Source organism: Halobacillus sp. ABH2_015, assembly GCF_056158945.1.
Genome location: NZ_JBSWUG010000002.1, coordinates 67,109 through 93,377 on the forward strand (window position 1 = coordinate 67,109; position 26,269 = coordinate 93,377).

Consider the following 26,269-nt stretch of genomic DNA (forward strand, 5'->3'; position numbering starts at 1 on the left):
CCGGTTCCGAGGAGCAGTCCTTCGCGATATAAGCCGTTCATTTTCGTGAAGAAAGTTCCCTTCACTGCAATGCCCGGCTTATACGTGTCAGGCCTCCCCGCTCCTCTCCACACCCTATTTTACTTATCGGGTTCTAAATGGCGGCTCATTTGCAGGTATTGGTTGAAGACGATGGTCATTTCTTTGAGGCGGCTGCGGACGTCTTCGTCGATGAGCTCGCCGTCGGTGGAGAAATGATTGGTATGGGTATAGACGTAGTTCGGTGTGACCATGCAGCGGAAGTAGTTCAGAATGGGTTTCAGTTGATTTTCGATAACCAGGTGGTGCTGAAGTGTTCCGCCGTTGGCGATGATGGTGACGGGTTTATAGCGCATAGCCAGTGGTGATACGGCATCAAATACGTTTTTCAATGTTCCTGGAATGGAGCCCTGGAAAATAGGGGTCGCGATCACATAGGCATCGGCTTCCTCAATTTCCTGGATCAGGCGCTGCATATCCTGGTTGTATTCCTCGGCCGGACGTCCGTCGACGAATTGAAGTTCGTAATTTTCCAGGTCGATGATTTTCGTTTCGTGATCATCTGGCAGCAGTTGAATGTATTTATCTATTTCATTTAGCAGGGTCCGTGTTTTTTTTCCGACAATTGTTCCGTTGAGCAGCAAGATCTTCATGACATCCTTCTCCCCTTTTGGTCTTTGTTTATAGTATATGCCAATGGTGTTGTCTGGGCTATTCTCTCTCTGTGATTCCGGGTTGTTCTCCTTTTTATGGTAAAGTATACGCACAGTGAAAGCAATGGAAAGCAGTGGCTGTACCAGCGCTCAAACAGGGAATGAATAAAAGGGGAGGGATGAGGAATGATACGTTTCTGGAGAAGAATCAAGTTTCTTTTTAATGTGCGGAAGTCTGTCCCGTTTATCATCCGCTTTTTTCAGTCCAGGCAGGTAAGTATGAAAAAGAAATGGATTTCCGTTCTTCTTCTGGCCGCTTATCTTGTTTTTCCATGGGACCTGATTCCGGATGTGCTCGTTTTCTTTGGCATTGTCGATGATCTGGCTGTTTTTACGTACATTCTCCAGTGGATGGTGAAGATGGCACCAGAATCGCTGCAGGACGAATTTCGGGTGTACAAGGAATAGAAAGGTTTACCATCAGGAAAGATGAGGTATGTAATGGATGGAGTCTCTATACTAGTCAAGGAGTGATAATGATGAGTAAAGTTATGTTTACAGCGCACGCAACAGCCCAAGGTGGACGTAATGGACACGTAAAATCTGACGACGGTCTTATTGATCTGAACCTGACCATGCCGGGTGAAGGTTCAGAAAAAGGTTCAAACCCTGAACAGCTGTTTGCTGCAGGATATTCTGCCTGCTATGATGGTGCCCTGAACCTCGTGGCAAGCAATCAGAAAAAGGATATCGATTCTGAAATCACTGCTGACGTAAGTCTCATGAAAGATGAAGCAGACAATGGCTTTAAAGTCGGTGTTGTCCTTAATGTAAAAATTAAAGGTGTATCTCAGGAAGAAGCGGAAGAGCTTGCAGAAGAAGCTCATAAAGTATGCCCTTATTCCAAAGCTACACGCGGCAACATTGATGTAGAGATCAATGCTCAGGCGGTATAATCGATAAGAAGGAAAAAATCCCGGGGTTTTCCCCCGGGATTTTTTTATGGGCGTTTAGGCGGATGATTTCTATTTCCATCAGGCGTGTGGTATTTTATAATGGAAGGGGTGAAGAGCTGTGCAAATCACCGATGAAGCGCGCGACTTACTGCAGCAGATATTAGAAGAGGAAGAGGCACCGGGCCTCCGGTTGTTTTTTGCCGGATATGGCTGCGGTGAGCCTGATATCGGTATGACACTCGGCGAACCTGAAGCCGACGACGAACTGCATTATATCAATTCGATTCCGGTCGCCGTTGACCAGAGAATTGCTCATTTAATTGAACCGTTGACTATAGAAGGAAAACAGACGATGGAAGGGCCGAAGTTTCAAATGACCGGTCTTCCTGAGAAAGACTGTTAACCGAAAGCCCACTTTAGTGTGGGTTTATTTTTTTAGTTTGAAAAAGAAGAAAGGGGAGCGGCATACTCCATGATGGCACCAGGACACCAGGTTGTCGGCTTCACCTTCGGGGTAGGCGCGTTGACGTTGATTCCTGCTTTTGAAGTTGTTTCCGAGCGGCCGTTTCAAATGGTTTTATTTTTAGTTTTTGTTTTAATTGGTTCGCTGCTTCCAGACATTGATACGCCGACCTCTACGTTCGGACAGAAATTCTGGCGCGGCTTACTGACGATTTTTACACTCGCATTTTTGTGTTACTTGTTTTTCCCATCCTATTTGAATACATATCGAGACGAATTGAAGATTTTTGTCATGATGCTCCTTCCGGTTCTTATTATGATCCGTGGGCACAGAAAAATGACACACTCCCTGTTGTTTGTAGGTCTGTTGATTGTCTACAGTGCAATTCTTGAACAGGCCTTCCAAGTTCCACGTGTTCTTGCTGCCGGGCTGGTGGTCGGCGTCATTTCTCACTTGTTCGGTGACTACTTGACGAAAAAAGGCATTCCGCTTTTTTATCCGTTTTCTAAGAAGCATCAGCAGTTCCTCCTTACATTCCGTACGGGATCGCCCAGTGAGAAAATGATTGTCTACAGTCTTGTTCTATGGAACGTCTGGTTCCTTACCTCAACCATTTTTTAATCTGCATCATCGATGGTTAAAGATTGAACAGTGCTTCAACTTTATATAGACAAATGGCAGAATTTTCAATAAAATGGTAATAGATATAGGAGAGGAGTCCTTGGACTGATGAAGGATCACCAATTAATAGAGCCGAGACCGTTGGCCAGCCTGCATATGCGGCATACATCCTCGTTGTACATGATTTACCTGGAAAATCTTAAAATCCACTCTCAAAAAGAAGCGCTGCTTCGTACAAGAGATGTTATTCTTGGTGATTTTCCGACTCACATCGATGATCAGCTGGCCTGCCTTGAATTCTTTTATATGAATGATTTCTTCGAGGACTTAGCTGTCGTGCTCCATTCTCCTTACATACATCAGGAAGTCCTTCCGCTTTACAATCTTCTGCTCCAACGCGTGGAAACCCCCGTGTCAAGGGAGCAGTTGACCCTGCTGCAGCAGTATCAATGCAGTCATCCTTCCCTGCACTGCCTTCATCTCTTTCTCATGATTTATGCTTATTATGATCTGAAAGTTTTTACAGCCCTGGACAAATACATCGACGATTGTGACCGTGCTTTGGCCAGCGTGGATGAGCCATTGATGTACTACTATCTCAATCAGCGGTATCAGGAGCTTTTATTTCACCATTATTGGAAAACAGACAACCCGATTCTAGCCAGCCGGCACGCCTACAAAATGATCAATACGGAGCTTTCGCCGCGCCGGAAAAGCCGTATGTATTTCATTCTTGCTCTTTGTCAGCTGTTCAACGGCTACGATTCGGCTATGGATCCACTGACGAAAGCACTGGCGATTGCTGATCAGTACGAATTATCTTCTTTTGCGGATATGATCCGTGTTCACACCATCCCGTTCATTTCCGCCTTTCATCATCGTACAGCCGGCGTATCAACGACGGATGTCGTGGAACAGGCTCACCTGGATCTGGCGGAAGGCCGCTTGGAAAAGGCCCGTCAGGCATTGGAATCCCTTCCATCCCCTACGCCTTTTCAGGAAAGCTACCTCGGTTATGTGAACGAGGATATGGACATGCTTTATCGTTCCTATACGCGCTTTATTAAGGAAAGGGGCGATCACTTTTTCGCCCGTGTCCCGTTGGAGTATATGAAACGTTTAAAAACCTGTTAGGAGGCTTTGAAAATGAAAAAAGCATTTCAAACGTCAATGGTTGGTTTCGTTCTCATGTTTTCTCTTTTTTCATCCTCGTCCGCCCTTATGAATGAAATTCAGGACAGCAGAGCTGGAAACGCAGAAGTGATGTATGATCCTGGTGATCCAGGAATCGGTTGAATAAGAAAAACAGCTGTCCTTTGCAGGGCAGCTGTTTTTTTGATCTATGCATTCTTTTTATGACTGTTGTCTTCGTTGGAATCATACTTCCGCTGCGGGAGCGGTTCCTTTCGTATGATCTTCAGGAAGGCGTAGATAAAGAGAATAATAATCACCGTGAACGGCAGGGCCGATACGAGAGAGGCTGTCTGCAGCGCATCGAGACCTCCAGCTACCAATAGAACACCAGCGATGGCCGCCATCAGTACTCCCCAGACAATCTTAATGAAAAGGGCAGGAGTGAGACTGCCGTTCGTCGTCATGCTGGCAAGGATGTAGGTTGCTGAGTCTGCCGATGTTATTAGAAACGTAGCAATCAGGAAGATGGACAGCAGCGACAGGATTCCGGTCAGCGGAAGAAACTCATAGGTTTCAAAAAGAGCCACGGTGACGTCATTGCTGACGGCCTGTGCAATTTGTGTTCCATTATTCAGATCGCTGTTTAAAGCGGTTCCTCCGAAGGTTGCAATCCACAAACAGGCAATGAGTGGAGGGACAACGAGAACACCGAAGATGAATTCCCGGATCGTTCTCCCACGCGAAACACGGGCTACAAAGGCACCGACGAAGGGGGACCAGGCAATGACCCAAGCCCAGTAGAAGATCGTCCACTCTCTCAGCCATGTTCCTCCCTCATAAGGGGTGAGACGCAGGCTGTAGGTCACAAAGTTCGTAATATAATCTCCGAGACCAAGGGTGAAGCTGTTTAAAATGAAAACCGTAGGACCGGCAATGAAAACGAACAAAAGCAGCAGCAGACAGAGGCCGAGATTCAAATTACTGAGCCACTTGATTCCTTTATCAAGCCCTGTACTGGAGGAGGTTAAGTATAAGATCAAAAGCACGCCTGTGATGACAAGCTGTATCGTGGTGTTATTAGGTACGCCGAAGACGGCATTCAATCCTCCATTCATCTGCAGGATGCCGAGTCCGAGGGAAGTCGCTATGCCCATGACTGTAGCAATCACGGCAAGGGAGTCGATGGTGTATTTGACAGGCTTTGACTTCCCGAGAACAGGTTCAAGGGCTGTAGATACCAAACCGTCTTTTTCTTTACGGAACTGCAGGAAAGCAATCAGCAGCCCGACGATAGTGAATACGGACCATTGGTTGACTCCCCAGTGGAAGAAGGAGTAGCCCATTGCGACACGCGCCGCTTCCTCTGTCTGAGCTTCCATTTCAGAAAACGGTGTTTCAAAGAAATGGCTCATCGGTTCAGCAACGCCCCAGAAAACGAGGCCTACACCAAAACCGGCGGAAAAAAGCATGCCGATCCAAGTAAAGAATGGGAATTCCGGCTTGGAATCGGGCGGACCGATTTTAATTTTTCCGTATTTGCTTAAGCCAAGTCCAACAAGGAAAATGACGAAGCCGAATACAGAAATTAAGTAAAACCAGCCAAAATTGATGGTTGTGAATTCGAATAAGGTTCCGGCTACAGCACCAAAACCTTCCGGGTTGACCGCTCCAATTACGACAAGAACGAGAATGACAGAAGCGGAAATGAGGAATACAGGGTTTTTCAGGTGATCTTTCATCGTCGTCTCCTTTCATAAGAATGACGTGAGAAAAAAGGGGCGGGGTCTGAGGTGTTGTGTATATAATTCCCTACATTTTCCTTGGGAAACCTTTGTCTCTCTTTATGCTTCAAATTCATTTCTAAGCATACCGAGAAGGACCGTATCATAATAAGAGCCCTGGACGAATTCATTCTTCCTCAAACGTCCTTCTTCGACGAAGCCCGCTTTCTCATAAAGCCGCAGGGCCTGGGTGTTGCCGCTCCACGTATCCATCTGCACACGCTCGAGGTTCAACGTATAGAACAGGTGCTTTAAAAGGGTGGATAAGACATCCTGTCCATAGCCCTGTCCCCAGTAGGCACGCTCGCCGATGCTGATCCCCACCTCCGCTGCACGTGTGACCGGGTTTAGTTCTCTGTAATCGCATTTTCCAATCGGAACGTTCGTGCCGATGGTGTACACAATAAAGACACGGCCTTTTTCCCATAACGCCTGATGGGTCAGGTTTTTTTCGTAAAACGCTTCGATATCTTCCTTCGGGTTGTTGTTTTGATAGGCGGAAGAGCTGCCGTGACCCAGGTCGGCCAGCTGTTCGTCATTCGCCCATCTGTATAAATGGTCCAAGTCATGTCTTCCGACTGGACGCAGTTCGACTAACTGTCCTTTTAACATCATCCACCTCCTTATTTTTGTTCATTGTAGCAGATGATTTATGGAAAAATAAGGGTAGTCATAAGGGCTCACATGTGCATAGTTCCTCAAGAATCCAACTTTGAAGGTTGACCTGGAACGTATGGATTTGTCGGCTTTTGACGTTTTTTTGAGTTTACGGGAAAATCTGGTACACTTTGATCCGAGGAGTCCTTATTCATCTTAAGGGCTGTTTTTTTATGCAGGAAATGACGACAATTGTTTAATTTTTCTAGGTTTGGGTATTCGATAATTATGCAGGACCCAACTTTTTCCCCGCATTTCATATCCTCTATGACCATTATTTAGGAAGAAAGGAGCAAATTATGCAAAAAGTTACCTCGGTATTCTGGGTTACACTGGCCATCGCATTATTTTCCGTCATCTGGGGGGCATGGGCCCCGGGAAGTCTGGAATCCATTACAGGTGAAATCCAGTCTTACATCTCTGTTCACTTTGGATGGTATTACTTATTAATCGTTACAGGATTCGTCGTTTTTTGTCTTTATATGATATTCAGCCCGTACGGTAAAATGAAGCTCGGAAAGGAAAGCGATACCCCGGATTATAATTATGCTACTTGGTTTGCCATGCTTTTCAGTGCAGGCATGGGGATCGGTCTTGTCTTCTGGGGGGCTGCGGAACCGATATTTTTCTACGCAAACAATGCACCCACAGCGGAAACCGGTACAGCAGCGGCGTTGAATGAATCCATGCGTTTTGTCTATTTCCACTGGGGCGTGCATGCGTGGGGCATTTATGCGATCGTCGCCTTGGTTCTTGCGTATTTTAAATTCAGACGCGGAGCTCCCGCTTTGATCAGCTCCACACTCGAGCCGATATTTGGAGATAAAATGAAGGGGCCGCTCGGCAAGGTGGTCGACATCATTGCCGTCTTCGCCACTATTGTAGGTGTAGCGACAACCCTTGGTTTCGGTGCCGCTCAGATTAATGGCGGCCTGACCTACCTGACTCCCATTGAGGATTCCTTTGGAGTGCAGCTGATCATTATCGGGATTGTTACCGTTCTGTTCATGATGTCAGCCTATACAGGGTTGAGCAAAGGGATTAAATACTTAAGTAATACGAACATGTTCCTTGCGCTGGCTCTTCTTGTCATTATGCTGATTGTCGGGCCGACGCTCTTCATTATGAACATGTTTACGGATACGATCGGGGCGTACTTGCAGAATCTGCCGACGATGAGTTTCCGTCTGGCTCCGAATAATGAGGAAAACCGTGCATGGATCAACGACTGGACCGTCTTCTACTGGGCCTGGTGGATCGCCTGGTCTCCGTTTGTCGGAATTTTTATTGCCCGTGTTTCCAAAGGACGTACCATCCGGGAATTCTTGGCCGGTGTCCTTCTGGTCCCGTCTGTTGTCGGATTCCTTTGGTTTTCCACCTTCGGTTCCTCGGCGATTAAAGTGCAGCAGTCAGGCGATGCCGACCTGGCCGGACTGGCTACCGAACAGGCGATGTTTGGAATGTTTGATAACTATCCATTAGGTTTGATTCTTTCTATTATTGCTATGACACTGATTGGAACGTTCTTTATTACATCTGCAGACTCTGCAACCTTTGTGCTGGGCATGCAGACGACGAACGGGTCGCTCACTCCCCCGACAATGGTGAAGTTCGCATGGGGGATCGTCCAGTCTTCCATGGCGGCTGTGCTGTTGTATTCCGGAGGATTGCAGGCGCTCCAGAATGCTCTGATTTCTGCCGCCTTCCCGTTTTCCTTCATCATGATTCTCATGGTTGTTTCCCTTTACAAGGCACTGCGTGCTGATAAGGCCGCTCTTGAAAAAGGGAAGAGAGAGAAGGAAAAAACATCTGCCTGATGCATGAAAAAAGGTCCGGGAAACCGGGCCTTTTGCTTTTTGTATTTTTCTTCAAGACAAGGTATGATGGAAGCTTAAAGAATGACTATAAAATATCTGCCTGTGAAAAAGGAGTAAAGAAACATGTGGGAATGGAGAAATATTTACCGTGGTCTTCTCATGGGAGCCAGCGATGTTGTTCCCGGCGTCAGTGGAGGCACGATTGCTGTAGTTCTGGGGATTTATGATCGTTTGATTGAGGCCATCAACGGATTTTTCAGTAAGGAATGGAAAAAACATTTGAAGTTTCTGCTGCCGCTCGGTATTGGGATCGTCACTTCCATCGCGCTGCTGGCCAGCGTCATTGAATGGCTGTTTGAACATTACCCGGGTCCGACGCAGTTTTTCTTTCTTGGATTGATTATCGGTGTGCTTCCCTATTTGACCCATAAAGCAGACATGAAAAATAAATTTCAAGCGAAGCACTATATTCTGCTGTTGATGGGCGCCGCTGTGGTGGCTTCCATGGCCATCTTCCAGACATCGGAAACGACGGCAATGGAGGAAATCACACTGTCGGGATACCTGCTGCTGTTCTTTTCCGGATGGATTGCCAGCAGTGCCATGATTCTTCCCGGCATCAGTGGATCGTTCATCCTTCTGATTATCGGTGTGTACACAACCGTGACTTCAGGCATTTCGGATTTCCGCATCGATATCATCGCCGTGGTCGGATTAGGTATTCTGATTGGCTTGGTTTCTATGAGTAAAATCGTGAAGTTTTTCCTGGAAAATTACACGTCCGGAACCTTTGCTGTCATTATCGGGCTTGTGATCGGTTCCGTGTTTGTCATCTTTCCCGGGGTTCCTGAATCGACAGGACTTCTCATCGTCAGTATCGTCACTTTCCTTGCAGGACTGCTTGCTGCCTGGCTGCTCGGTCGTGTGGAATACAAGGACTAGCAGCCGTGAGCGGAAAGTAAGACAAATGAGCGTGATTTGATTATCATGAGGGTAGAGCTTGCTTAAAGGAGATTGATAGGAATGGAATCTATTCAAAGCGTGGATCAATTTAACGAAACAATTGCCAGTGAACAGCCGGTCATCGTGAAATTCCAGGCGGACTGGTGTCCGGACTGCCGCCGCATGGACATGTTTATCGGTGGGATTATCGAGGAATATAATGGTTACCACTGGTACGATGTGAACCGTGACCAGCTTCCTGAACTGGCTGAAAAGTACGAAGTTATGGGCATTCCTAGTCTGTTGGTTTTCCAAAATGGTCAAAAGACCGCTCATCTGCACAGTGCGGATGCTAAAACGCCGGAAGAAGTGCAGGAATTCCTACAGGCAAGCCTATAATGGGTGAGCGTCCACATGGCTGGTTCCATGTGGGCGTTTTTTATAAGGAGGTGGAAGGATGTCCAAACGATTGCTGCTTGTCGGCGCCGGTCATGCGCATTTGGAAGTGCTCAAGCAGATGGCTGAACACGGCCTGCCTGATGTGGATGTGTGCCTCATCACACCATCCCCCTATCAATATTATTCCGGTATGTTTTCCGGCTTTACCGAAGGGATCTATACAGAAGAAGACACGAGAGTCGACCTTCGTCCACTCACGAAAAGAGCTCGAGTGCAGCTGATTCAGAAGACAGCTGTGATGATCAGACCGGAACAAAAGAAGATCATCTGCCATGATGGGAGCGTGTACCCTTTTGATGCCGCCAGTTTTGATATCGGCTCACGCAGCCTGCCGGAGTCCGTCGAGCATACGGCCGCCCAGTCCATTAAACCGAACTACCTTTTCACTGAACGCATGAAGGATTTACGGGAAACCCCTCAGCCTTTGATTGTCGGAGGGGGAGCGGCCGGAACGGAACTGGCCCTTTCCATCCAGTCTTATAAAAATATGCATCAGCGGCCGGGGCAGGTACGTCTCGTTACTTCAGGACCTCTTCTGCCGGATACTCCTAAATGGGTCCGGGCGCGGATGAAGCATATCCTGAAGAAAAAAGGTGTCCGGGTGTGGGAAAATGAAGAGGTGGAAGCCGTCACGGATTCCAGCATTGAGACGAGCAGAGGGAACAAGATCCGTCACACCGGTGTCCTCTGGCTGGGCGGAGCTGTCGGGGATGCCATATTTACGCGGGCAGGGCTGGATGTGGATGATCGTGGTTTTGCTTTTGTGTCACGAACACTGCAGTTCAAGAACTATGACTATTTGTTCGGGGCGGGAGATTGTGTCACGCTGGAAACCGACCCTGACCTCCCGAAAAGCGGCGTTTATGCCGTACGCCAGGGACCGGTTTTATGGGAAAACGTAAAGAATTTCTTCCATCACGAGCCGTTGGAAGCCTTCGTGCCTCAAAAGAAAGCTTTGTATATTCTTTCCACTGGAGATCGGAAAGGTTTTTTGATTTATGGACTTGTGCATGCACATAATCACAAAGCATGGCAGTTGAAGCAGAAGATCGATCGTGAATTTATGGCGAAATACAAATAAAAAAGCCTTTGAACCGTATGCCGAGGAGGGATGGTTCAAAGGCTTTTCTTATGGTTAAATCTTCAACCAGGAACGTACTTTATTCCGGAAAAGGTATGTCGTTACTAGAATAAGGGCAAAAACGCTCAGCGCGGCGAAAATCAATGTCCTGTCCCCGCTGGCAAGACTGGTACCGACAAGACTGTAGGCGAATGTGCCGGGCAGCATGCCGAGGACTGTGGCCAGGATAAAGGATGGCAGTTTCACCCGCGTCATCCCTGATAAATAACTGAGGATATCAAATCCGACAAGCGGGATGAGCCTGAGGACAAATACATATAAAAATCCTTGTCCTTTCATACGCTCATAGATGGAAGAAGCCCACTTGGACTGATGGAACTTCAACACGGAATCCCCGAAGAAGCGCCCCATCACCCATCCGGTGATTCCTGCCCCGGTCGCTCCGATGACAATGTACAGCATACCCGGCCACAGGCCGTAGGCAAAGGCTGCTGCCAAGGAAAGCACGGAGGTTGGAAAGACGACAATGGGGCCGATGGCATACAATCCCATAAAAATGAGCGGGCCGATACTGCCGAACGACAGGATGTAGGCACGGATGTTTTGTGGATCGACGTTAAACCGGCTTCGGGCAAACCAGGCCGCCGCAATGAAAATCGTCAGGAACAAAAGCGAACGGAGCAGAGTTTTTTTATTCATGATGGTTCACCTCAAATCGTTGAATGCGGGAATTCGGGATGTGCAGAGTGACTTCTTCTGTATCCGCTGTAACCTGTTGAACGGGTAACGCCACTCTGGAGCCCAGGGCGGGAACGTTGATATGAGCCACTGGACGTCCGTGCTGGTAGGTCAGGTGCTCCATCCGCCCTTGGAAGGTGCGTGTCTCTCCGTCTTCATAGCCCGGGGAAAGCTGTATGTCCCCCAGTGGGACAAATTCGTTTTCATTCAGGATCAGGTGGCCGCCCATGAAGGAAGCGACTTTTTGATTGGCAGGATGATGATGAAGGACAGATGCTTCTCCAATCTGTTGAAACTCTCCATCCTGAAAGACGGCAATCTGGTCTCCCATGATCATAGCTTCTTCCATATCATGAGTGACGAACAAGGCTGTCGTTTTCTGTTCCACGAGGAAATCTCTGACCCAGTAGCGCAGGTCCTGCCTAAGCGATGGATCCAGGCTGCTGAACGGTTCATCAAAAAGTATCACTTCCGGTTCAGTCGCCATGGCGCGGGCAAGCGCTGTCCGCTGCTGCTGACCGCCGGAGATTTCCGAAGGGAAATAATTTCTATACCGGCTCATTCCAATCGCTTCAAGCAGTCTCTCTACTTTCTGTTTGTCATATTTCTTAGATACTTTCGCTCCATAGACAATATTTTCTTCTACTGTCATATGGGGAAACAGAAGCGGCTGCTGGAATACGAGACTGATATCCCGCCGGTTGGCTTTTGTAGCTGTAATGTCCTTACCGTTCATCCAGAGGGACCCGTGTGTAGGGGTTTCGAGGCCGGCAAGGACACGAAGAAGCGTTGTTTTTCCGCTTCCAGAAGGACCGACAACGCTGAGGATTTCCCCTTTCTTTAATTGAAAGGAAAGACCGTTCAAAATCAGGTCTTCTTGAAAGCTTTTTTTCAATTGCTTCACTTCTAATGTAGTCGGGCTCATCTTTTATTCCTCCAAGGCAGGCGAGAGTAGGGAAGCAGAAGGATGACAGCTTCCACCAGGAAATACATCCCAACGGGTATGACAGCAAACCAGAGGGAAAACGCAGACATGACGGAAGCATCCGCATTTTCCAGGAATGGAAAGAATACGAGAGGCAGCGTCAGCACACGTCCTCCGCCAATAACGGCTGTGATTGCGTACTGGCTCAGACTGATGACAATGGTTAAAAAAGTGACACTTCGAAGCGCCGGTTTCAAGAGAGGCAGCTCAACCGTGAACAGCTGCCTGAAAAATCCGGCACCGAGGATGTGAGGCTGCTCAAGCATCGCCCGTCCAATCTGCTGGTAACTGTTGTGAAATACTTTAATGCTGTAAGGGACGGTCGGTACAAGGTGGATGATGATGACACCAAGTGCTGTATCCGCCAATCCGGCACGGATCATAAAGATGTGGAGCCCCATGGCGATCGCAAGGACCGGGATAAGAATCGGTGACAGCAGTAAAGCCTCCACCCAGGGTTTTCCTTTCAATGGGACGGTGGCGAGCGCTTTGCCGGTGGACACACCGATCAATACATTCAGGAGCAGGACGATGAATCCAATCCATATCGATGTGAATGTAGCTTTCCAGAGCATCGGGTTCTGCAGCAGCTGTTCATAGCTGCGAAGCTCCCAGTCCAGTCCGGCGCCTGTTTGAAACCGCCACGGCGCACTGAAGCTCTGAGCGGCCAGTATGAGGAGCGGTATAAGGAAAAACAGGAGCGTAAGCACTAAAAATAAACGTGAATTCTGCTTCATGAACGACTTCCTCTCATAGCTCTCCATCTGGCTTTGCTTAAGTACCCGTATCCGATAAAGGACAGAACCAGCAGGACGAGGCTGATGCTGACCATAGCGGCAAACGCCAGTGGACGTTTCTGCCAGGAGCTTCCGTAAAACCAGTCATAGCTGAGTACGGAGACCATCTCCGGAAACGTGGTTCCCAACAGAGCAGGTACTTCATAAGCCGATAAGGTGAATGAGAAAATGATCAGGCTTGTCTCCATCAGAACCGGAAGCAGGTGAGGCAGTTCAACCGCTGTGATTCTGTTCCAAACCGACCCCCCAAGTGTATCGATGAGTGCATAGTATTCCGGCCGGATCGAGGCATAGACCGGCAGCAGCATCAAGATGACAAGGGGAACCTCTTTCCATACATAGGTTAAGATGATGCCGATTCCGTTCGGGTCCCTTGTGAGTATCGGAAATTGCTGCGGGTCAGAAATCCATCCGGCAGCCGTGAACAGCTGAGCGGCCACTCCGGTTTCTGAAAGAAGGAGAATGACCATGTAGCCCCAGACAAAGTGCGGGAACAGCATCGGAATCCATACACTCACCCTTGGTGCCATTTTTTCCAGGATGGGATAAAAACTGCGTGTGAAAGCGATCCCGATAAGAATGGACAACAGGGTGGCGATCAAGGCTGTCTGCAGGCTGAAAACAAGAGACGTGACAAAACGGTTGGATTCAAAGATCTGCCGGTAATAGTCCAGTGTCCATCCTCTGTGCCGGCCAAAGCTGTTCAAGACAGCTGTCAGGAGCCCGTAAAGAGGAAGGAGCATAAACAGGACAGCCGGCAGGAAAAGGAGAGAATGTTTAAGGTTGAACGACTTCATCAAACCACTGCTCTTTCATCCATTCGACGTAGGCGGCTTCTGATTCAGGAAGAAAGCTTTCCTCCAGCTTTTCTGTGGAAAGAACGCTGTCTCCTCTATCCACCGCTTCAAATTGCTGTTTCATATCTTCGGGTAGTTGATCTATGCTGATCGTGGTGTTTTCCCCCCAGTAATCCGGCTTGAATTTGGCCAGCTGGGCTTCCGGTGAAAGCAGGAAGTTAATGGCAGCCAGCGCTCCGGGCGGATTGGAACTATTGAAGGGAATGCTCAAAAAGTGTGTATTTCCAATAGAACCTGGTTCCAGGACGAACGAACGGGTGGATTCCGGGAACACCCCATCAGCGACCAAGGATTCCGCACGGGACTCATTGTAGCCCATCGTCATCAAGACTTCTCCTTGACTATATAAACGATCCAGCTCTGTTAAGTCATTCGGGTAGTGATCACCGGAACGCCATAAATCCGGCTGAATATCCTTGAGATAAGCCCATGTGCGATCCGCCGCCGGCTGAATATCAGCTTCATTCAAGGGATTCTCATAAATATCTGATGGCTCTTCCGCCTTGGCATATAAGACGTGGCGTAAGAAAGCATTCCCGGAAAAGTCCTCCGCTCGCGGATAAGTGAACTTTCCTGGATTGTCATGAATCCAGTTCTGCAGTTCCTCAAAAGAGGAAGGAGGCTCACTGATCCGGTCGGCGTCATAGTGAAAGACGAACTGGACTTTGCCCCACGGGGCTTCCATGCCTTCTACAGATGTTCCGAAATCGGTCTGGAAAGCTGGATCATCTGTGTCGTAATATTCATTGAAAGCAGGCAGCTTGTCTGTAAACGATCCTGCCAGCAGTTCGTTTTCTTTGGCATTTTTAAAGTTCTCCCCATTGATCCAGATCACATCGATCGGGCCGTCTTGTTTTCCGGCCTGTTTCTCTGTCTGAAGTTTTTGGAGTATTTCCGCCGCATCCATAGGAACACGCTCCAGAGTTATGTTGTGTGCTTCTTTCAGGCGGGGAGCCGCCCATTCATCAATGTAGCGGTTGATCCCTTCATCGCCGCCCCACATATAGAGACGCACCTCCGTGCCGTCGGCCTCTTCTTCAATGGTTTCCCAGGACATATCCTTCCATGCTTCTTCCTGGGACCCGCCGCCACTGCAGGCAGCCAGTACTAGTGTGATCAGCAGCATAAGAATGCTCCACTTTTTCATGATTTTCCCCCTTAGGATCATTTTATAAAAAAATAAGTACAGGTCTCTGTCATCTATCATACAAACAAACGCCCGGGAAGGAAACTAAACCCTTTTCACCAATAGGCATACCTGTTCTTGAAGACGGGTACAAGAAGCGGGAAAGGAAGGAGAGGGAACCGATGCTGTATCAACATTTCGCAAGGCCGTCCGGCTGGATGGGGAAGCTTGCCGGACGTTTTATGGAAAAAGAAAATGAAAAGCTGAACGCGTGGACACTATCGTTTCTGGATCTGCAGAAAGAAGAGGAAGTTCTTGAAATCGGATGTGGAGCAGGAGAAGCGTTAGAGCAGGCATCCAGAATCCAGGGACTCCACCTTTACGCCTTGGATCCATCCGAGGTGATGGTCGAAACGGTGCTGCATAAATGGCGGAGCTTCAATAATGCTGCGCAGGTGGGTGTCATTCACGGGCAGGCTGAAGACCTGGTCCATTTCCACCGTGCGATGGATAAAGTCTATGCCGTTAACAATGTCACCTTCTGGGAAGATCCGGAAGAGATACTCGCCCATTTGTATACAAACATGAACCAAAACGGAAGAATAGCCTTAACGCTCCGTCCTCACGAAGAGGGGGCGGGAGATGATACCACACATATCCTCGGAGGCCAGATGAAGGCGATGCTGGTGCAGGCAGGGTTCCGGGACGTCTGCATCCATATCCGTCCTGAGAAGCCGAATAAAGCGGTCTGTGTCACCGGGATGGTGTGATAGGATAGAGGGAAAAGGGGGGATGGTTGTGAAGTTGAAAAAAGAACAACAGGAATACATGGCTGAACGTATTAAAGAGTGGTTTGAGCTTGAACGTGGGGAGGTCATTGGCGATTTGGCGGCCGATCAATGGGTTCATCAGATGGCAGAGGAAATGGGGCCTTTCTTTTATAACAAAGGAGTGGAGGATGCCCGACAGATGGTGGAACAGAAGGTCATGAATGTAGATGAAGACCTGCGCTCCCTTGAGCGTCCTGCCGGGCGTCCGAAGCGGCGGTAAAAAAACACCGCTTCAGGAAGCTGAAGCGGTGATGATTTCCTCATCGGCAGGTGGGGGAGTCGTTTCCGGTTCCTTCTGCCATTGAAACTGCTGGATTTGTTCATTCAATTGGCCGATCATCGTTTCCAGCTGTTCACTTTCCAATAGCAGCTGCTGGAAGGCGGACTGCTGCTCCACCGTAGAAGCCGAGATTTCCTCGGTTCCTGCTGCGGTCTGCTGGATGACACTGCTTACGTTTTCAAAAGCCGCATGAACATCTGTGCTCTGGTGACGGGACTGATCGAGTCCCTGTACGAGGGCTTCGAGGTGCTGGTCGATCGTATGGACATACGTACTGATCTGGTCAAAGGCGGCTTTTGATGCAGACACAGACGTGTTCTGCTGCTCTGTCACCTGGACAGTTTCTGTCATTTCCCGGCGGATCGTATCCACGCCGCTCCGGATTTGTGACACCATATCGGAGATGTCTGCTGTTGCAGCGGTGGATTGATCGGCCAATTTGCGCACTTCCTCTGCGACAACGGCAAATCCTTTTCCATGCTCTCCTGCACGTGCAGCTTCAATGGCTGCATTCAAGGCAAGCAGGTTGGTCTGGCTGGCGATATCGTTCACAAGGTGTACGGTCGATTCAATTTGATCAGTGTATTGGATGAATTGGTGCACCGATGTTTCGACTTTTGCTAAAGAAGCCGTATTTTGATCCATCAAGGTCCGCTGATTCATCAGACTGTTCTGTCCTTCCTCAACAGAATGAAGGGCTTGTGTACTGATTTCCCTGGATTCTTGTCCGTCATGACGGTTCTTCGCAAAGCGGTCGTCCAGATCCTCCATCAATACAGCGGCATCCTGAACGTCGTTGGAGATCGACTGGCTCCCCTGAGCCAGTTCATCCGTTGAATGAGCCACCTGGCTGGATATTTCCGAAAGGCCGTTCATTTCCTGATTCAACCTGGAACTGAACGTTTTGACGCTCTGTCCGATTTCGTCTACGGACTGAACCGTTTCCTGAAGATTCTCCACCATGACACGGAAGGATTGGGTCAGTTGTCCGATTTCATCGTTTTTCTTCGGATCGTCTTCGATGTTCACTGTCAAGTTCCCTCCGGCCACATCAGCAGCCTGGGCGGCCAGCTGGCGGACGGGGCGGGCGATATGTGCGGTCAGGCGGAAGGTGGAGTACAAGGTGCCGATAATTAAGATAACGGCCGCAATGATGGTGAACAGAATCAACTGACCGATCGTCTTTTGCTGTGTCTCCATTTTGTTTTCATACCATGCCTGTGATTCCCGCTGAAGCATGTACACATCATTGATTAACCCGGCTGTCCGTGATGCCTGCCGCTGAATCTCATTCGTGTCATCGGTATTCAATGCTTCCGTGGCCAGGCTCTCCCAATCGTTGAATTTCGCCTGGGCCTGGTCAAACCACTGCCGCTGTGTATCGGTGACAATGAGCGGCTCCACCGTCTGAAACAGCTGCCTCGTCTGCTCCACCTGGGTGAAGGCTTCCTGCTTGGAAGCTTCGGAAGGGTTGTAGCCATATGTCGTCAAGGCCTGTTCTACACGAACGAGCTGTCCGTGAAGCTCCTTACCATCAAGGAGCACCTGAATATCTTCATTCGTAGAGCGCTGCAATCCGATCATTTGAAACACAATCACACCGATTAAAATAATACACAACACCAGAGGCAGCAAAGTCATGACAAATAGTCTGCGGCTGATACTCATTTGTTTTCCTCCTCGTTTTACTGCCCCATAGCTTTTTGGAGCGTTTTCTCTTCCTGATCGTTTAAATCGATCAGGCGGATGGGGGCAAGACCCACACCGTTTTCCTCAAGCCCAAGTGTACGGGCGCTGCCGTCCAGCTTTTCTCCTTCAGACAACTGTTCCATCACACCATATAAGGCGACATTGACGTTTTTAAGCATGGATGTCACGACGGATTCTTCCGCCGTATAAAATTGATCACTATCCACTCCGAAAGCGTAGATGTCCTGTTTTTCAGCTTCCTTCAGAACACCAATACCTGTAAAGCCGGCAGCTGGAAAAATATAATCGGCGTCCTGATCGATCATCTCCGCCGCAAGAGAAGCGCCTTTGTGGTCATCATCAAAGGTATCCGCATAGCTGACCAATATTTCGGCGTCGGGAGCGGCTTCCAGAACTCCTTTTGTGAATCCCTCTTCAAACCGGTTTACGACAGGAATGTTTTCTCCTCCAATGAATCCTACGACACCACTTTTGGATTTCATGCCGGCAATGAAACCGATCAGGTAGCTTCCTTCATCTTCCTTAAAAGTGATGGATGATACATTGGGCTGATCAGAAACGGCATCAATCAAAACGAAATCCTGGTCAGGGAATTCGGCGGCCAGCTGATCGACAGCCGGCTGTGAGTTATACCCGAGACCGATAATGACATCGTGCCCCTGTTCAATCAGATCGCGGGCATGAGCTTCATAATTCTGGTCAAAAGGTTCACGGTAATCAAACGTTATATTCAACTCATCGCGGGCCTGCTCAAGGCCTTGAAAAGCGGAGTCACTGAAAGAATCATCTCCGAGACCGCTTTCAGTGACAAGCAGACCTGCACTGATTCCAGACTCCTCCGTTCCTTCAGCAGAACCACTGCTGCAGCCGGATATAAGAAAACTAAACAGAAATAGGACGATAAATAAGGTCGAACGCTTCAACTATTTCACTCCTCTGTATAAAATCCGCTGACATCATTTCCTTCGTTATGAAAGAGATGTCTGACAACTATATACATCGGCACATGCAGAGTGGAAATCAATAGGAATTGGAGAAAAGCATAAAAAAAACCACTACGACCTCAGGTCATAGTGGTGGACGTGGACAGTTCAAAAGCGCCGGCCAGCAGTTCGTAGGATTTCAGCCGCTCCTCAAATGGAGTGACAATCGTATTGACGATGATTTCATCTACCTGGTAAAGGGAAGCCAGTTCCTCAATTTCTTCCTTCACCCGCTCGATCGATCCGACAATCATCCTTTTACGGTTATCGGCGATGCGCTCCTCTTCAAAGACCGTGTAGGAGTGGGAAAGAGCTTCTTCCGGTGTAGGGAAGTGGGTGCGCCTTCCGCCTTTTTCAATTTGAAGAAGGGCAAGATCCAGGCTTGATGCTAAATACTCGGCGCGCTGATCCGTTTCTGCACATACGACGAAAACAGAAACATTGGCGTCCGGTTCGGTCTGCTGCAGCGAAGGGGTGAAATGGTTGAAATAACGCTCCATCGCTCTTGTGCCGCCCCGGCCATTAATGAAGTGGGCAAAGGAATACGAAGCTCCCAGCTCTCCGGCCACCCGCGCGCTCGTCCCGCTGGAACCGAGCATCCATACCGGTGGTGCAGTTTCGCCTGTCGGTGTCGCCTGTATCCCCATTCCGTGCGGGTCGTGCCCATGCAGATAAGCGATCAGTTCTTCAACCTGTGCAGGATAGCCTTCCACATTGGGGACGTTCCCTTTATTCAAGGCAAGGTTGATGTTCGGCAGGCCTCCGGGTGCCCGGCCGACCCCCAGATCAATCCGGTCCGGATGAAGGGTCTCAAGAACACGGAAGGATTCAGCTACTTTAAACGGGCTGTAATGCGGCAGAAGCACGCCTCCGCTGCCGATTCGTATGGTGTCTGTATGAGCAGCCAGGTGAGCGGCGAGGATTTCCGGTGAAGACCCCGCAAGGCTGCCGGTGCTGTGATGTTCGGATACCCAGAACCTGTGATACCCGAGCTGGTCGGTCCATTTTGCTAATTCGGTTGTTTGTCTTAATGCTTCCTGTGGGTCTGTCCCAGCTAAAACAGGGGACTGATCCAATACACTTAATTTCATTGTGGGCCCCCTTTAAAGTCAACGGTTTATTTATCTTTTATCGTCCCATGGACACGTAAAAGATGCAATACATATGGCTTGGAATGTGTGGGATATGGACCGGCTGCCAAAGCGTCTTGACCGGTTCCTTGAAGCAGTAAAAAACACGGGGGTTTTCTACAAGCAGAAGACGGCCGCGGGCGGCCGTCTTCTTTGTATGACTACCTCGATAAAAGTCCGAGAAGTCCGTAATTGAGCATCGTTGACTGATCCAGTTCCATCAGGTCTTTGACAGGAAGGTCCTCCGCCTGCATAGAGGTCAGAAAAACAGAGGCGTTACGGAATTCGTCCTTCGGTGCAACGGCCATCCACTCCCCGTCCTCGAGGCCGGATACGACTTGGACAAGTCCGTCCTCCTTCATGCCGGTTGTCACTTCCCGGCGTTCCAGGATGCCCTCTTCATTCATGATCCAGGCGTACAGATTTTCTTCCGTCGTCAAGGCAGCGTCCAGGGCAGCGACGGCTTGCGGTGCTTCCGCTGTGATCACCTGCATCTCCGCATGGTAGCCGGGAAGAAGCTGTTCATCCGCATCTTCCAGTGTCACGATGAATGGATACCGGCTCTTCCCGCCGAGGTCTGTCTGTTCCGGGAATTCGTCCACCCGGGTTACCGTTCCGGTCGTTTCCAGTTCAAGCTCGGGTACAAAGATCTCAACGGTTAAGTTTTCTTCCACCTGTGTCCGGTCTTCTTCCTGGATTTCGCCTTCCAATACGAGATTGGCAGACTTCATCGTAAGGATAGGAGCGTTGAGTTCTTCATCGATATCGGTGACGGTTCCTGAAAACTGGCTGGTGACTGTAATCTGTTCTCCCGTTTCCTGGAGCTGGTCCAGCTGGTCTTCCGCCATTTCAAGCAGCCCCTGCTGTTTGGAAAGTTCGGCCTGCTGTCTGGCAAGTTCCTCCTCTTTGAGGTACTCCGCTTCTATAGAAGAATCCGGGGAAGAAGTGCTTTCTTCCTCGGAGGCATTCCTGTCTTCTCCGAAAAAGGAAGAAGTGGAACGGTTTGTTGGAGATGAGGGATCAGGGATATCATAGGCCTCCAGTTGATCGATATAGTCCTCGACGGCTGATATTTCTTCCTGAATGCGCTGCACTTCTCCTTGGAGACGGGATTCCTCTGCAGTGTAGTCTTCAACCTGATAGGTATAAAGGTCATCGCCTTCCTGCACCTTGTCCCCCTCGCTTACGAGGAACTGCTGGAAGGAACCATCTGCTCCGTCAAAGTAAACCGGGACAGATTCCTGCGATGTGAAGACGCCTTTGGTTTCCACTCTTTCAAAGAGGTCATATGTAACCGCCTGTGACCATGTATGGAGATAGGATTTCCGGTCCACTCTGTCATCTTCGTCCAAATAAATCAACAGGGCATTCGTCGTAATGAAAGCGATGATCAACAATCCGGTCATTCTTCCTTTAATGTTAATTTTCTTCATAATATGTCCACCTGCGGCTTTCCTACCTTATTAAGTAAAGAAGATATAAATCGTAATAGGCAAGGGCGGAGGTTCCAGCCCACAGCAATAGATGCCAGAAAATGACGCCGGTCCAGATCCAGCCGATTTTTGTTCTGGACAGCCGGGAAAGGCATTTGACCTGGTACCAGATGATAAACAGCTGGAAAAGGGATATGGAACCGAAAAAATAAATGACCCACTCCAGGGAAGTGAAGTAGGAGGCTGCAACACCAAAGGAAAGAGGTGATACATACCAGTCGATTCCTGCATAGACCATCAACGGCACCCAGGTTACACGCTCAAGAAGCATAACGAGCAGGACGTTCATTTGTAGAATGATCAGCTTTTTGTAGGATACATGATTGAATAACCAGTAAAAAAACGAAGAGATAAATAAAAGGAATAAAAAAAACAGCAGCCCGTAAGCAGCTCTGCCGATCAGGAACCATGCTTTTCTCAGTTCATAATCAGTCCGGGTCAATTCTGTCATATTAGCGGAAATCGCATCGGTACCCAGGCCGAGCCAGGCCGTCCAGACAAAGGTGAGTAAAGTGAGAGCGAGTAAAAAGAATAATAGATTCCAGACGTTTTTCAATTTTTCAGCTTCATTCAGCTTGAACAAATGATCATCACGGCGGATAAACAGTTTGATCAAGTGGACCGAGTAAGTCATACACTTCATCCTTTACCAGTGAAAAATAGCATTCTCTGTATCATTTTAACGGAAAATGTCATGGGTTGCTATCCATTGCTGAGAATCTTTGGGAAAAGATGGAGAACAAAGCAGTGCTCATTCAGATTTTTCTGCAGAAAAAGAAAAAACCCGGCGTCAAGCCGCCGGGCTGTTGATCAAGACGGGGCCGTTTCGTAATTGGATGCCCCGCGTTTCGGTTTGAAGAAAAGGGATCGGTCTCTGTAAAGAAAGATCATGGATAAAACAAACGCCAGAAGATCGGCCGCCGGGAAGGCAAGCCATACACCAGTGACACCGAAGAAATTCGGGAGGATCAGTACCAGCGGAATCAGGAACAGCACCTGGCGGGCCATAGACAGGATCATCGCCGGTTTGGCCATGCCGAGCGCCTGGTAAAGACCACCGCTGACGACTTGTGCGCCGATCAGGACAGCAAAGGCAAACATAATCCGGATGGCGTGAGCCCCGGTTTCGATCGTTGCCTGATCTCCTGTGAAAATCATCATCAATGCATTCGGGAAAGCCATCATGAGAACGAAAATACCGGCAGAAATGATGGTGACGACTTTCATTCCGAGCTTGACGGTTTCCTTTAGACGTTCATAGTTCTGGGCCCCGTAGTTGTAGCCGATGATCGGCTGCATACCTTGGAGGACACCGATCATCGGCATGATGGTGAACATGGCCAGCTTCTGGACGATTCCGAAGACCCCGACTTCGAATTCGCCTCCGAACTTGATAAGCATCAAGTTGATAGCGATCATCATTGCGCTCCCAGCCACCTGACGGATAAACGCCGGCATACCGATGGTGATGATTTCCTTGATGATCTTCGTCTGAAGCTTCAAGGCGGCTCTCCTGACTGTCAGGGAAGATTTTCCTTTAAGGAAATAGTTCAGAACAACAATCGATACCGTCGCCTGTGAAATGACCGTCGCTATGGAAGCCCCTTGTACGCCCATGTCGAGTCCGAAGATGAAGATGGGGTCAAGAATGATGTTCAGAACCGCAGGTATGATCATCGTGATCATGGCAAACCTGGAATTCCCCTCAGAACGGATGATGTTGTTTGTCGCGAAGGCGAAGGAGAAGAACAGGGAACCGACCATGATCGGGAATAAATAATCCTTCGCATACGGCATGATGTTATCTGTAGCTCCGAAAATGGTAAGGAGCGGCTCTAAAAAGGTGAAAGCGCCGATGAAGCCGACGCTGCTTATTAAGACAATCATGATCAGGACGTTTCCGAAAACAAGATCCGCTTCGTCTTTTTTATCTGCTCCGAGCCTTCGTGATATAACGGAAGCACCACCAATACCGACGGCTGCTGCAATGGCCATAATGATCATCATAACCGGGAAACCGATGCTTACACCCGATACTCCGAGAATTCCGACACCGCGTGCGATGAACAATGTATCAATGACGTTGTACAGCGCCATAACAAACATTCCGATCATCGCCGGAATGGACAAATTGGCCAACAGCTTTGGTATAGGCTGGGTACCTAAACGCTGACTTTGTTCTTTCATTCGTTTTCTCTCCCTGCTGTTTGTGACTTTATGCGTTCCTGGGTTCTTTTCAACCAGGATGTCATGATCTGCTGTTCCTCTTGAGAGAGGTCAGCGAAAGCTTCTGTTTCAATTGCCTTAATGGTTGTGACGATCATTTCGTGGAGTTCCATGCCGGCTTCTGTCAGAGTGATCAGTTTTGTGCGCTTATCCTCTTCACTCGGCCGTTTTGATATTCGTTCATATTTAAGGAGAGACTCCACAACGCCGTTCATAGAGGAAGGCTTGATATGCAGCCGCTTCTGGAGTTCCACCTGTGGCTGCTCGCCTTCTCTGGCTAAAATGTGGATGACTTTGCCTTGGGCATGGGTCAATCCATATTCCCCGAGCCGTTCGTTATATACGTTTCTTAGAAAATGGGAAACCATATGAATCTGATATCCCAGTGATTCATCCAATTGTTTCTTCATAATTACTTAGCCCCCTAAACAAAATATAGTATAAAACAAAGAAGGCTATTCGTAAACCCATCTGCTTTGGTGGATGGGTGCGGCTTGTTCTAACAGAGAAGCCGCCAGGTGGAAGACGAAGTGGTGTACAATGGAAGATATGGAGGAATAAAGAGTAACACAGCAGGGTTGCCGATGAGGTTTTCCTGAATTCCTCTATGGAAAAAACAGCTTCATCATTTTTTCTGATCCTTGCCCAAAAGAGGAACCCAGTGGTTTTCCCGAATAGAGAATGTCCCGCCTATTTACTTAGATGCCGAAAGGATTTGCTTGGAGGTCGTAGGATGAAAATAGAGGAAATCGTTTCAAAGGTCCGCTTTTCGTCAATTATGTAAGGAGGAAGGAAGGGATACTATGCCGCGATTTGAAACCGGGATACTTCTATATAACGGAAATAAAGAAGAAAATGAAATCACACCTGCACTCAGCCAGGTGCTTCCTGAGGTCAGTAAAGAGGTCAAAGATCTGCGTGTAATTCAGACGGCTTCGCTGGAAGAACTTCGGGACGTCTGCAGGACGTACGGTCCAGAAACCGATGTCTTCCTAATCCTTGGGGGAGACGGGACAATTCATGAATGCATCAACAGCATGGCGGAACTGGAAAAGCGGCCGGTGATCGGGGTGCTTCCCGCCGGAACGTGCAATGATTTCAGCCGTGTCCTTGATATTCCGCAGCGGCTGGATCAGGCGGCTGCCTCCATTATGAAGGGGGAGGCACTGCAGGTGGATGCCGGCAAAACAGAAGATACGTATTTCATCAACTTCTGGGGCATCGGCCTCGTCGCCCAGACATCGTTCAACATCGATGAAAACCAGAAAAACCGTTTAGGGGTGCTCAGTTATTTCATCAGTGCATTGAAAACAGTGAACCGATCCGAACCTTTTCGTTTTTCATTGACCGTCGATGGGGAAAAACTGGAGGGGGAAGCGGTGATGATCCTTGTTATGAACGGGCAGTTCATCGGTACCCGGAAAGTTCCGATGTCATCGCTCGACCTGCAGGACGGGAAGTTTGATGTGCTGATTGTCAAAAATTCCAGCCTGGCTGTATTCAGAGAGTGGCTGGCAATGGGAAGGGAACGCTCTGTCGATCAAAAGTTCCAGGACCTCAGCTATCGTCAGGGACAGCATATTACCATTGAGACGGAAACGGATGAAGAAGTAGATATGGACGGCGAAATTAAAACAGAGACACCTGCACAAATCGATGTGCTGCCGGCCCATTTCACTTTTTTAGGAGGCGGCCCGAACGCCCTTCGAACGACAACTGATCTATAAAAGTCTTCAAGCTTATCCGTCCGTGCCTGATTGACAGTGCGAAAATGTTAAACTTATACTATCTTTATCTTTTAAAAAGGATGGGCGAACCGGATGAACGAACATGAATTGTACTTGAAAAAGAAACAAGATCCATCATTGAAGCTGTTTGTCGTCTTATCTAAGGCGCAGCGGGCCATCGGTGATTTAGTGAAGGACGATATTCAGCGTTATGAATTAAACCCGACGGAATTCGGTGTACTGGAGCTGCTATACCATCAGGGGGATCAGCCGCTGCAGAAAATCGGCGAGAAGATCCTTCTTGCCAGTGGCAGCATTACGTATGTGGTAGACAAGCTTGAAAAGAAAGGGTTTTTGAAGCGTGTCCCATGCCCGACAGACCGCCGGATTACGTATGCGTCGATTACGGAAGAGGGCAGGAAACTGCTTCACGGCATCTTTCCGGATCACTGGCAGCAGATTGAATCTATTATGAGCGGCCTGACAGATGAGGAGAAAACAACGGCGATTGACCTGCTGAAGAAACTCGGGAAAAATGCCGGTCATCAAAAAGAGTAGCCAATTTTCAGACAATCCGTTATGATAGACGTAAGACTAAAGACAAAGGGGGTATAAAGATGTTACAGATGCATGCGCTTGATTATCAACTGAACTATCTGCGTCGTGCAATTATTCACATTTCAGCTGTCAACGGGACACGTATGTCCAAAAATGACATCTGAATAGGAATCTGTAATGTCTCATACCTGATTGAATATGCATGAACAAAAGTCAGAGGCAACGGGACCTCTGGCTTTTTTTGTGC

Annotated in this window: 29 protein-coding genes; 14 read left to right on the forward strand and 15 right to left on the reverse strand. The window is 48.6% G+C overall.

Going from position 1 to position 26,269, the window contains the following annotated elements:
- Positions 1 to 119: 119 nt before the first annotated feature.
- Entirely contained in the window at positions 120 to 671 is a 552-nt protein-coding gene (locus ACXAD6_RS00400) for an NADPH-dependent FMN reductase (RefSeq protein ID WP_027956828.1), read from the reverse strand.
- A gap of 186 nt (positions 672 to 857) precedes the next feature.
- On the opposite strand from ACXAD6_RS00400, the gene ACXAD6_RS00405 reads away from it, so the two are divergent.
- From ACXAD6_RS00405 to ACXAD6_RS00430, 6 genes are all read left to right on the forward strand, one after another.
- Positions 858 to 1,139: a YkvA family protein gene (locus tag ACXAD6_RS00405; protein ID WP_474967155.1), complete on the forward strand. Its 282-nt coding sequence runs from the start codon at positions 858 to 860 to the stop codon at positions 1,137 to 1,139.
- Between the two features lie 71 nt (positions 1,140 to 1,210).
- Positions 1,211 to 1,627 carry an organic hydroperoxide resistance protein gene (locus ACXAD6_RS00410; protein ID WP_027956826.1) on the forward strand — a complete coding sequence of 139 codons (417 nt, stop codon included), beginning with the start codon at positions 1,211 to 1,213 and terminating at the stop codon, positions 1,625 to 1,627.
- Between the two features lie 118 nt (positions 1,628 to 1,745).
- Entirely contained in the window at positions 1,746 to 2,030 is a 285-nt protein-coding gene (locus ACXAD6_RS00415) for an iron-sulfur cluster assembly accessory protein (RefSeq protein WP_027956825.1), read from the forward strand.
- 69 nt (positions 2,031 to 2,099) lie between these two features.
- Positions 2,100 to 2,711: a metal-dependent hydrolase gene (locus ACXAD6_RS00420; RefSeq protein WP_474967156.1), complete on the forward strand. Its 612-nt coding sequence runs from the start codon at positions 2,100 to 2,102 to the stop codon at positions 2,709 to 2,711.
- 108 nt (positions 2,712 to 2,819) lie between these two features.
- The gene (locus ACXAD6_RS00425; RefSeq protein WP_474967157.1) at positions 2,820 to 3,845 is read left to right on the forward strand and encodes an AimR family lysis-lysogeny pheromone receptor; all 1,026 of its coding nucleotides are present in this window, start codon (positions 2,820 to 2,822) and stop codon (positions 3,843 to 3,845) included.
- Positions 3,846 to 3,857: 12 nt separating this feature from the next.
- Complete coding sequence (locus ACXAD6_RS00430) at positions 3,858 to 4,007, forward strand: hypothetical protein (RefSeq protein WP_474967158.1); 150 nt, start codon at positions 3,858 to 3,860, stop codon at positions 4,005 to 4,007.
- A gap of 44 nt (positions 4,008 to 4,051) precedes the next feature.
- Here the strand turns inward: ACXAD6_RS00430 and ACXAD6_RS00435 are convergent, their stop codons facing one another.
- Together ACXAD6_RS00435 and ACXAD6_RS00440 are read right to left on the reverse strand one after the other, a co-directional pair.
- On the reverse strand, positions 4,052 to 5,584 hold the full coding sequence (locus ACXAD6_RS00435) for a BCCT family transporter (protein ID WP_474967159.1): 1,533 nt from the start codon (positions 5,582 to 5,584) through the stop codon (positions 4,052 to 4,054).
- A 102-nt stretch (positions 5,585 to 5,686) separates the two neighbouring features.
- Entirely contained in the window at positions 5,687 to 6,238 is a 552-nt protein-coding gene (locus ACXAD6_RS00440) for a GNAT family N-acetyltransferase (protein WP_474967160.1), read from the reverse strand.
- A 344-nt stretch (positions 6,239 to 6,582) separates the two neighbouring features.
- Here ACXAD6_RS00440 and ACXAD6_RS00445 point away from each other — a divergent pair, with 344 nt between their 5' ends.
- The 4 genes from ACXAD6_RS00445 to ACXAD6_RS00460 all read left to right on the forward strand — a co-directional run bounded on the left by ACXAD6_RS00445 (position 6,583) and on the right by ACXAD6_RS00460 (position 10,582).
- The gene (locus ACXAD6_RS00445) at positions 6,583 to 8,100 is read left to right on the forward strand and encodes a glycine betaine uptake BCCT transporter (protein WP_474967161.1); all 1,518 of its coding nucleotides are present in this window, start codon (positions 6,583 to 6,585) and stop codon (positions 8,098 to 8,100) included.
- 123 nt (positions 8,101 to 8,223) lie between these two features.
- On the forward strand, positions 8,224 to 9,042 hold the full coding sequence (locus ACXAD6_RS00450; RefSeq protein WP_474967162.1) for a DUF368 domain-containing protein: 819 nt from the start codon (positions 8,224 to 8,226) through the stop codon (positions 9,040 to 9,042).
- 81 nt (positions 9,043 to 9,123) lie between these two features.
- Positions 9,124 to 9,441 (forward strand): thioredoxin family protein, encoded by a 318-nt coding sequence (locus ACXAD6_RS00455; protein WP_474967163.1) that lies wholly within the window; start codon positions 9,124 to 9,126, stop codon positions 9,439 to 9,441.
- 58 nt (positions 9,442 to 9,499) lie between these two features.
- On the forward strand, positions 9,500 to 10,582 hold the full coding sequence (locus ACXAD6_RS00460; protein WP_474967164.1) for an FAD-dependent oxidoreductase: 1,083 nt from the start codon (positions 9,500 to 9,502) through the stop codon (positions 10,580 to 10,582).
- A gap of 54 nt (positions 10,583 to 10,636) precedes the next feature.
- On the opposite strand, the gene ACXAD6_RS00465 is transcribed toward ACXAD6_RS00460, so the two are convergent.
- From ACXAD6_RS00465 to ACXAD6_RS00485, 5 genes are read right to left on the reverse strand one after another with little or no spacing between them, the layout of a single operon-like run.
- Positions 10,637 to 11,281 (reverse strand): TVP38/TMEM64 family protein, encoded by a 645-nt coding sequence (locus ACXAD6_RS00465; protein ID WP_474967165.1) that lies wholly within the window; start codon positions 11,279 to 11,281, stop codon positions 10,637 to 10,639.
- Positions 11,274 to 12,245, reverse strand: a complete 972-nt coding sequence (locus ACXAD6_RS00470; RefSeq protein ID WP_474967166.1) for an ABC transporter ATP-binding protein — start codon at positions 12,243 to 12,245, stop codon at positions 11,274 to 11,276. Before ACXAD6_RS00470 ends, ACXAD6_RS00465 begins: the two co-directional genes overlap by 8 nt.
- A complete protein-coding gene (locus ACXAD6_RS00475; RefSeq protein WP_474967167.1) occupies positions 12,242 to 13,042 on the reverse strand; it encodes an ABC transporter permease in 801 nt (266 codons plus the stop codon). The genes ACXAD6_RS00470 and ACXAD6_RS00475 overlap by 4 nt, the downstream gene beginning before the upstream one ends.
- Positions 13,039 to 13,899, reverse strand: a complete 861-nt coding sequence (locus tag ACXAD6_RS00480; protein WP_474967168.1) for an ABC transporter permease — start codon at positions 13,897 to 13,899, stop codon at positions 13,039 to 13,041. The genes ACXAD6_RS00475 and ACXAD6_RS00480 overlap by 4 nt, the downstream gene beginning before the upstream one ends.
- Positions 13,880 to 15,106, reverse strand: coding sequence for an ABC transporter substrate-binding protein (locus tag ACXAD6_RS00485; protein ID WP_474967169.1), 1,227 nt, complete (start codon positions 15,104 to 15,106; stop codon positions 13,880 to 13,882). Before ACXAD6_RS00485 ends, ACXAD6_RS00480 begins: the two co-directional genes overlap by 20 nt.
- Before the next feature lie 161 nt (positions 15,107 to 15,267).
- On the opposite strand from ACXAD6_RS00485, the gene ACXAD6_RS00490 reads away from it, so the two are divergent.
- Both ACXAD6_RS00490 and ACXAD6_RS00495 read left to right on the forward strand, forming a co-directional pair.
- On the forward strand, positions 15,268 to 15,855 hold the full coding sequence (locus tag ACXAD6_RS00490; RefSeq protein ID WP_474967170.1) for a class I SAM-dependent methyltransferase: 588 nt from the start codon (positions 15,268 to 15,270) through the stop codon (positions 15,853 to 15,855).
- Positions 15,856 to 15,877: 22 nt separating this feature from the next.
- The gene (locus tag ACXAD6_RS00495) at positions 15,878 to 16,135 is read left to right on the forward strand and encodes a DUF2164 domain-containing protein (protein WP_474967171.1); all 258 of its coding nucleotides are present in this window, start codon (positions 15,878 to 15,880) and stop codon (positions 16,133 to 16,135) included.
- A gap of 12 nt (positions 16,136 to 16,147) precedes the next feature.
- Here the strand turns inward: ACXAD6_RS00495 and ACXAD6_RS00500 are convergent, their stop codons facing one another.
- The 7 genes from ACXAD6_RS00500 to ACXAD6_RS00530 all read right to left on the reverse strand — a co-directional run bounded on the left by ACXAD6_RS00500 (position 16,148) and on the right by ACXAD6_RS00530 (position 24,147).
- Positions 16,148 to 17,863 carry a methyl-accepting chemotaxis protein gene (locus ACXAD6_RS00500; protein ID WP_474967172.1) on the reverse strand — a complete coding sequence of 572 codons (1,716 nt, stop codon included), beginning with the start codon at positions 17,861 to 17,863 and terminating at the stop codon, positions 16,148 to 16,150.
- A gap of 17 nt (positions 17,864 to 17,880) precedes the next feature.
- Positions 17,881 to 18,828 (reverse strand): BMP family lipoprotein, encoded by a 948-nt coding sequence (locus ACXAD6_RS00505; protein WP_474967173.1) that lies wholly within the window; start codon positions 18,826 to 18,828, stop codon positions 17,881 to 17,883.
- A 140-nt stretch (positions 18,829 to 18,968) separates the two neighbouring features.
- Positions 18,969 to 19,979: an LLM class flavin-dependent oxidoreductase gene (locus ACXAD6_RS00510; protein ID WP_474967174.1), complete on the reverse strand. Its 1,011-nt coding sequence runs from the start codon at positions 19,977 to 19,979 to the stop codon at positions 18,969 to 18,971.
- A gap of 200 nt (positions 19,980 to 20,179) precedes the next feature.
- Positions 20,180 to 21,451, reverse strand: a complete 1,272-nt coding sequence (locus ACXAD6_RS00515) for an efflux RND transporter periplasmic adaptor subunit (RefSeq protein ID WP_474967175.1) — start codon at positions 21,449 to 21,451, stop codon at positions 20,180 to 20,182.
- Between the two features lie 22 nt (positions 21,452 to 21,473).
- Positions 21,474 to 22,145 (reverse strand): hypothetical protein, encoded by a 672-nt coding sequence (locus tag ACXAD6_RS00520; protein WP_027956807.1) that lies wholly within the window; start codon positions 22,143 to 22,145, stop codon positions 21,474 to 21,476.
- Positions 22,146 to 22,321: 176 nt separating this feature from the next.
- Positions 22,322 to 23,698, reverse strand: coding sequence for an MATE family efflux transporter (locus ACXAD6_RS00525; protein WP_474967176.1), 1,377 nt, complete (start codon positions 23,696 to 23,698; stop codon positions 22,322 to 22,324).
- Positions 23,695 to 24,147: a MarR family winged helix-turn-helix transcriptional regulator gene (locus ACXAD6_RS00530; RefSeq protein WP_474967177.1), complete on the reverse strand. Its 453-nt coding sequence runs from the start codon at positions 24,145 to 24,147 to the stop codon at positions 23,695 to 23,697. Before ACXAD6_RS00530 ends, ACXAD6_RS00525 begins: the two co-directional genes overlap by 4 nt.
- Before the next feature lie 393 nt (positions 24,148 to 24,540).
- On the opposite strand from ACXAD6_RS00530, the gene ACXAD6_RS00535 reads away from it, so the two are divergent.
- Positions 24,541 to 25,464 (forward strand): YegS/Rv2252/BmrU family lipid kinase, encoded by a 924-nt coding sequence (locus tag ACXAD6_RS00535; protein ID WP_474967178.1) that lies wholly within the window; start codon positions 24,541 to 24,543, stop codon positions 25,462 to 25,464.
- Positions 25,465 to 25,557: 93 nt separating this feature from the next.
- Entirely contained in the window at positions 25,558 to 26,022 is a 465-nt protein-coding gene (locus ACXAD6_RS00540; protein ID WP_474967179.1) for a MarR family winged helix-turn-helix transcriptional regulator, read from the forward strand.
- The last annotated feature ends 247 nt before the right edge of the window (positions 26,023 to 26,269 follow it).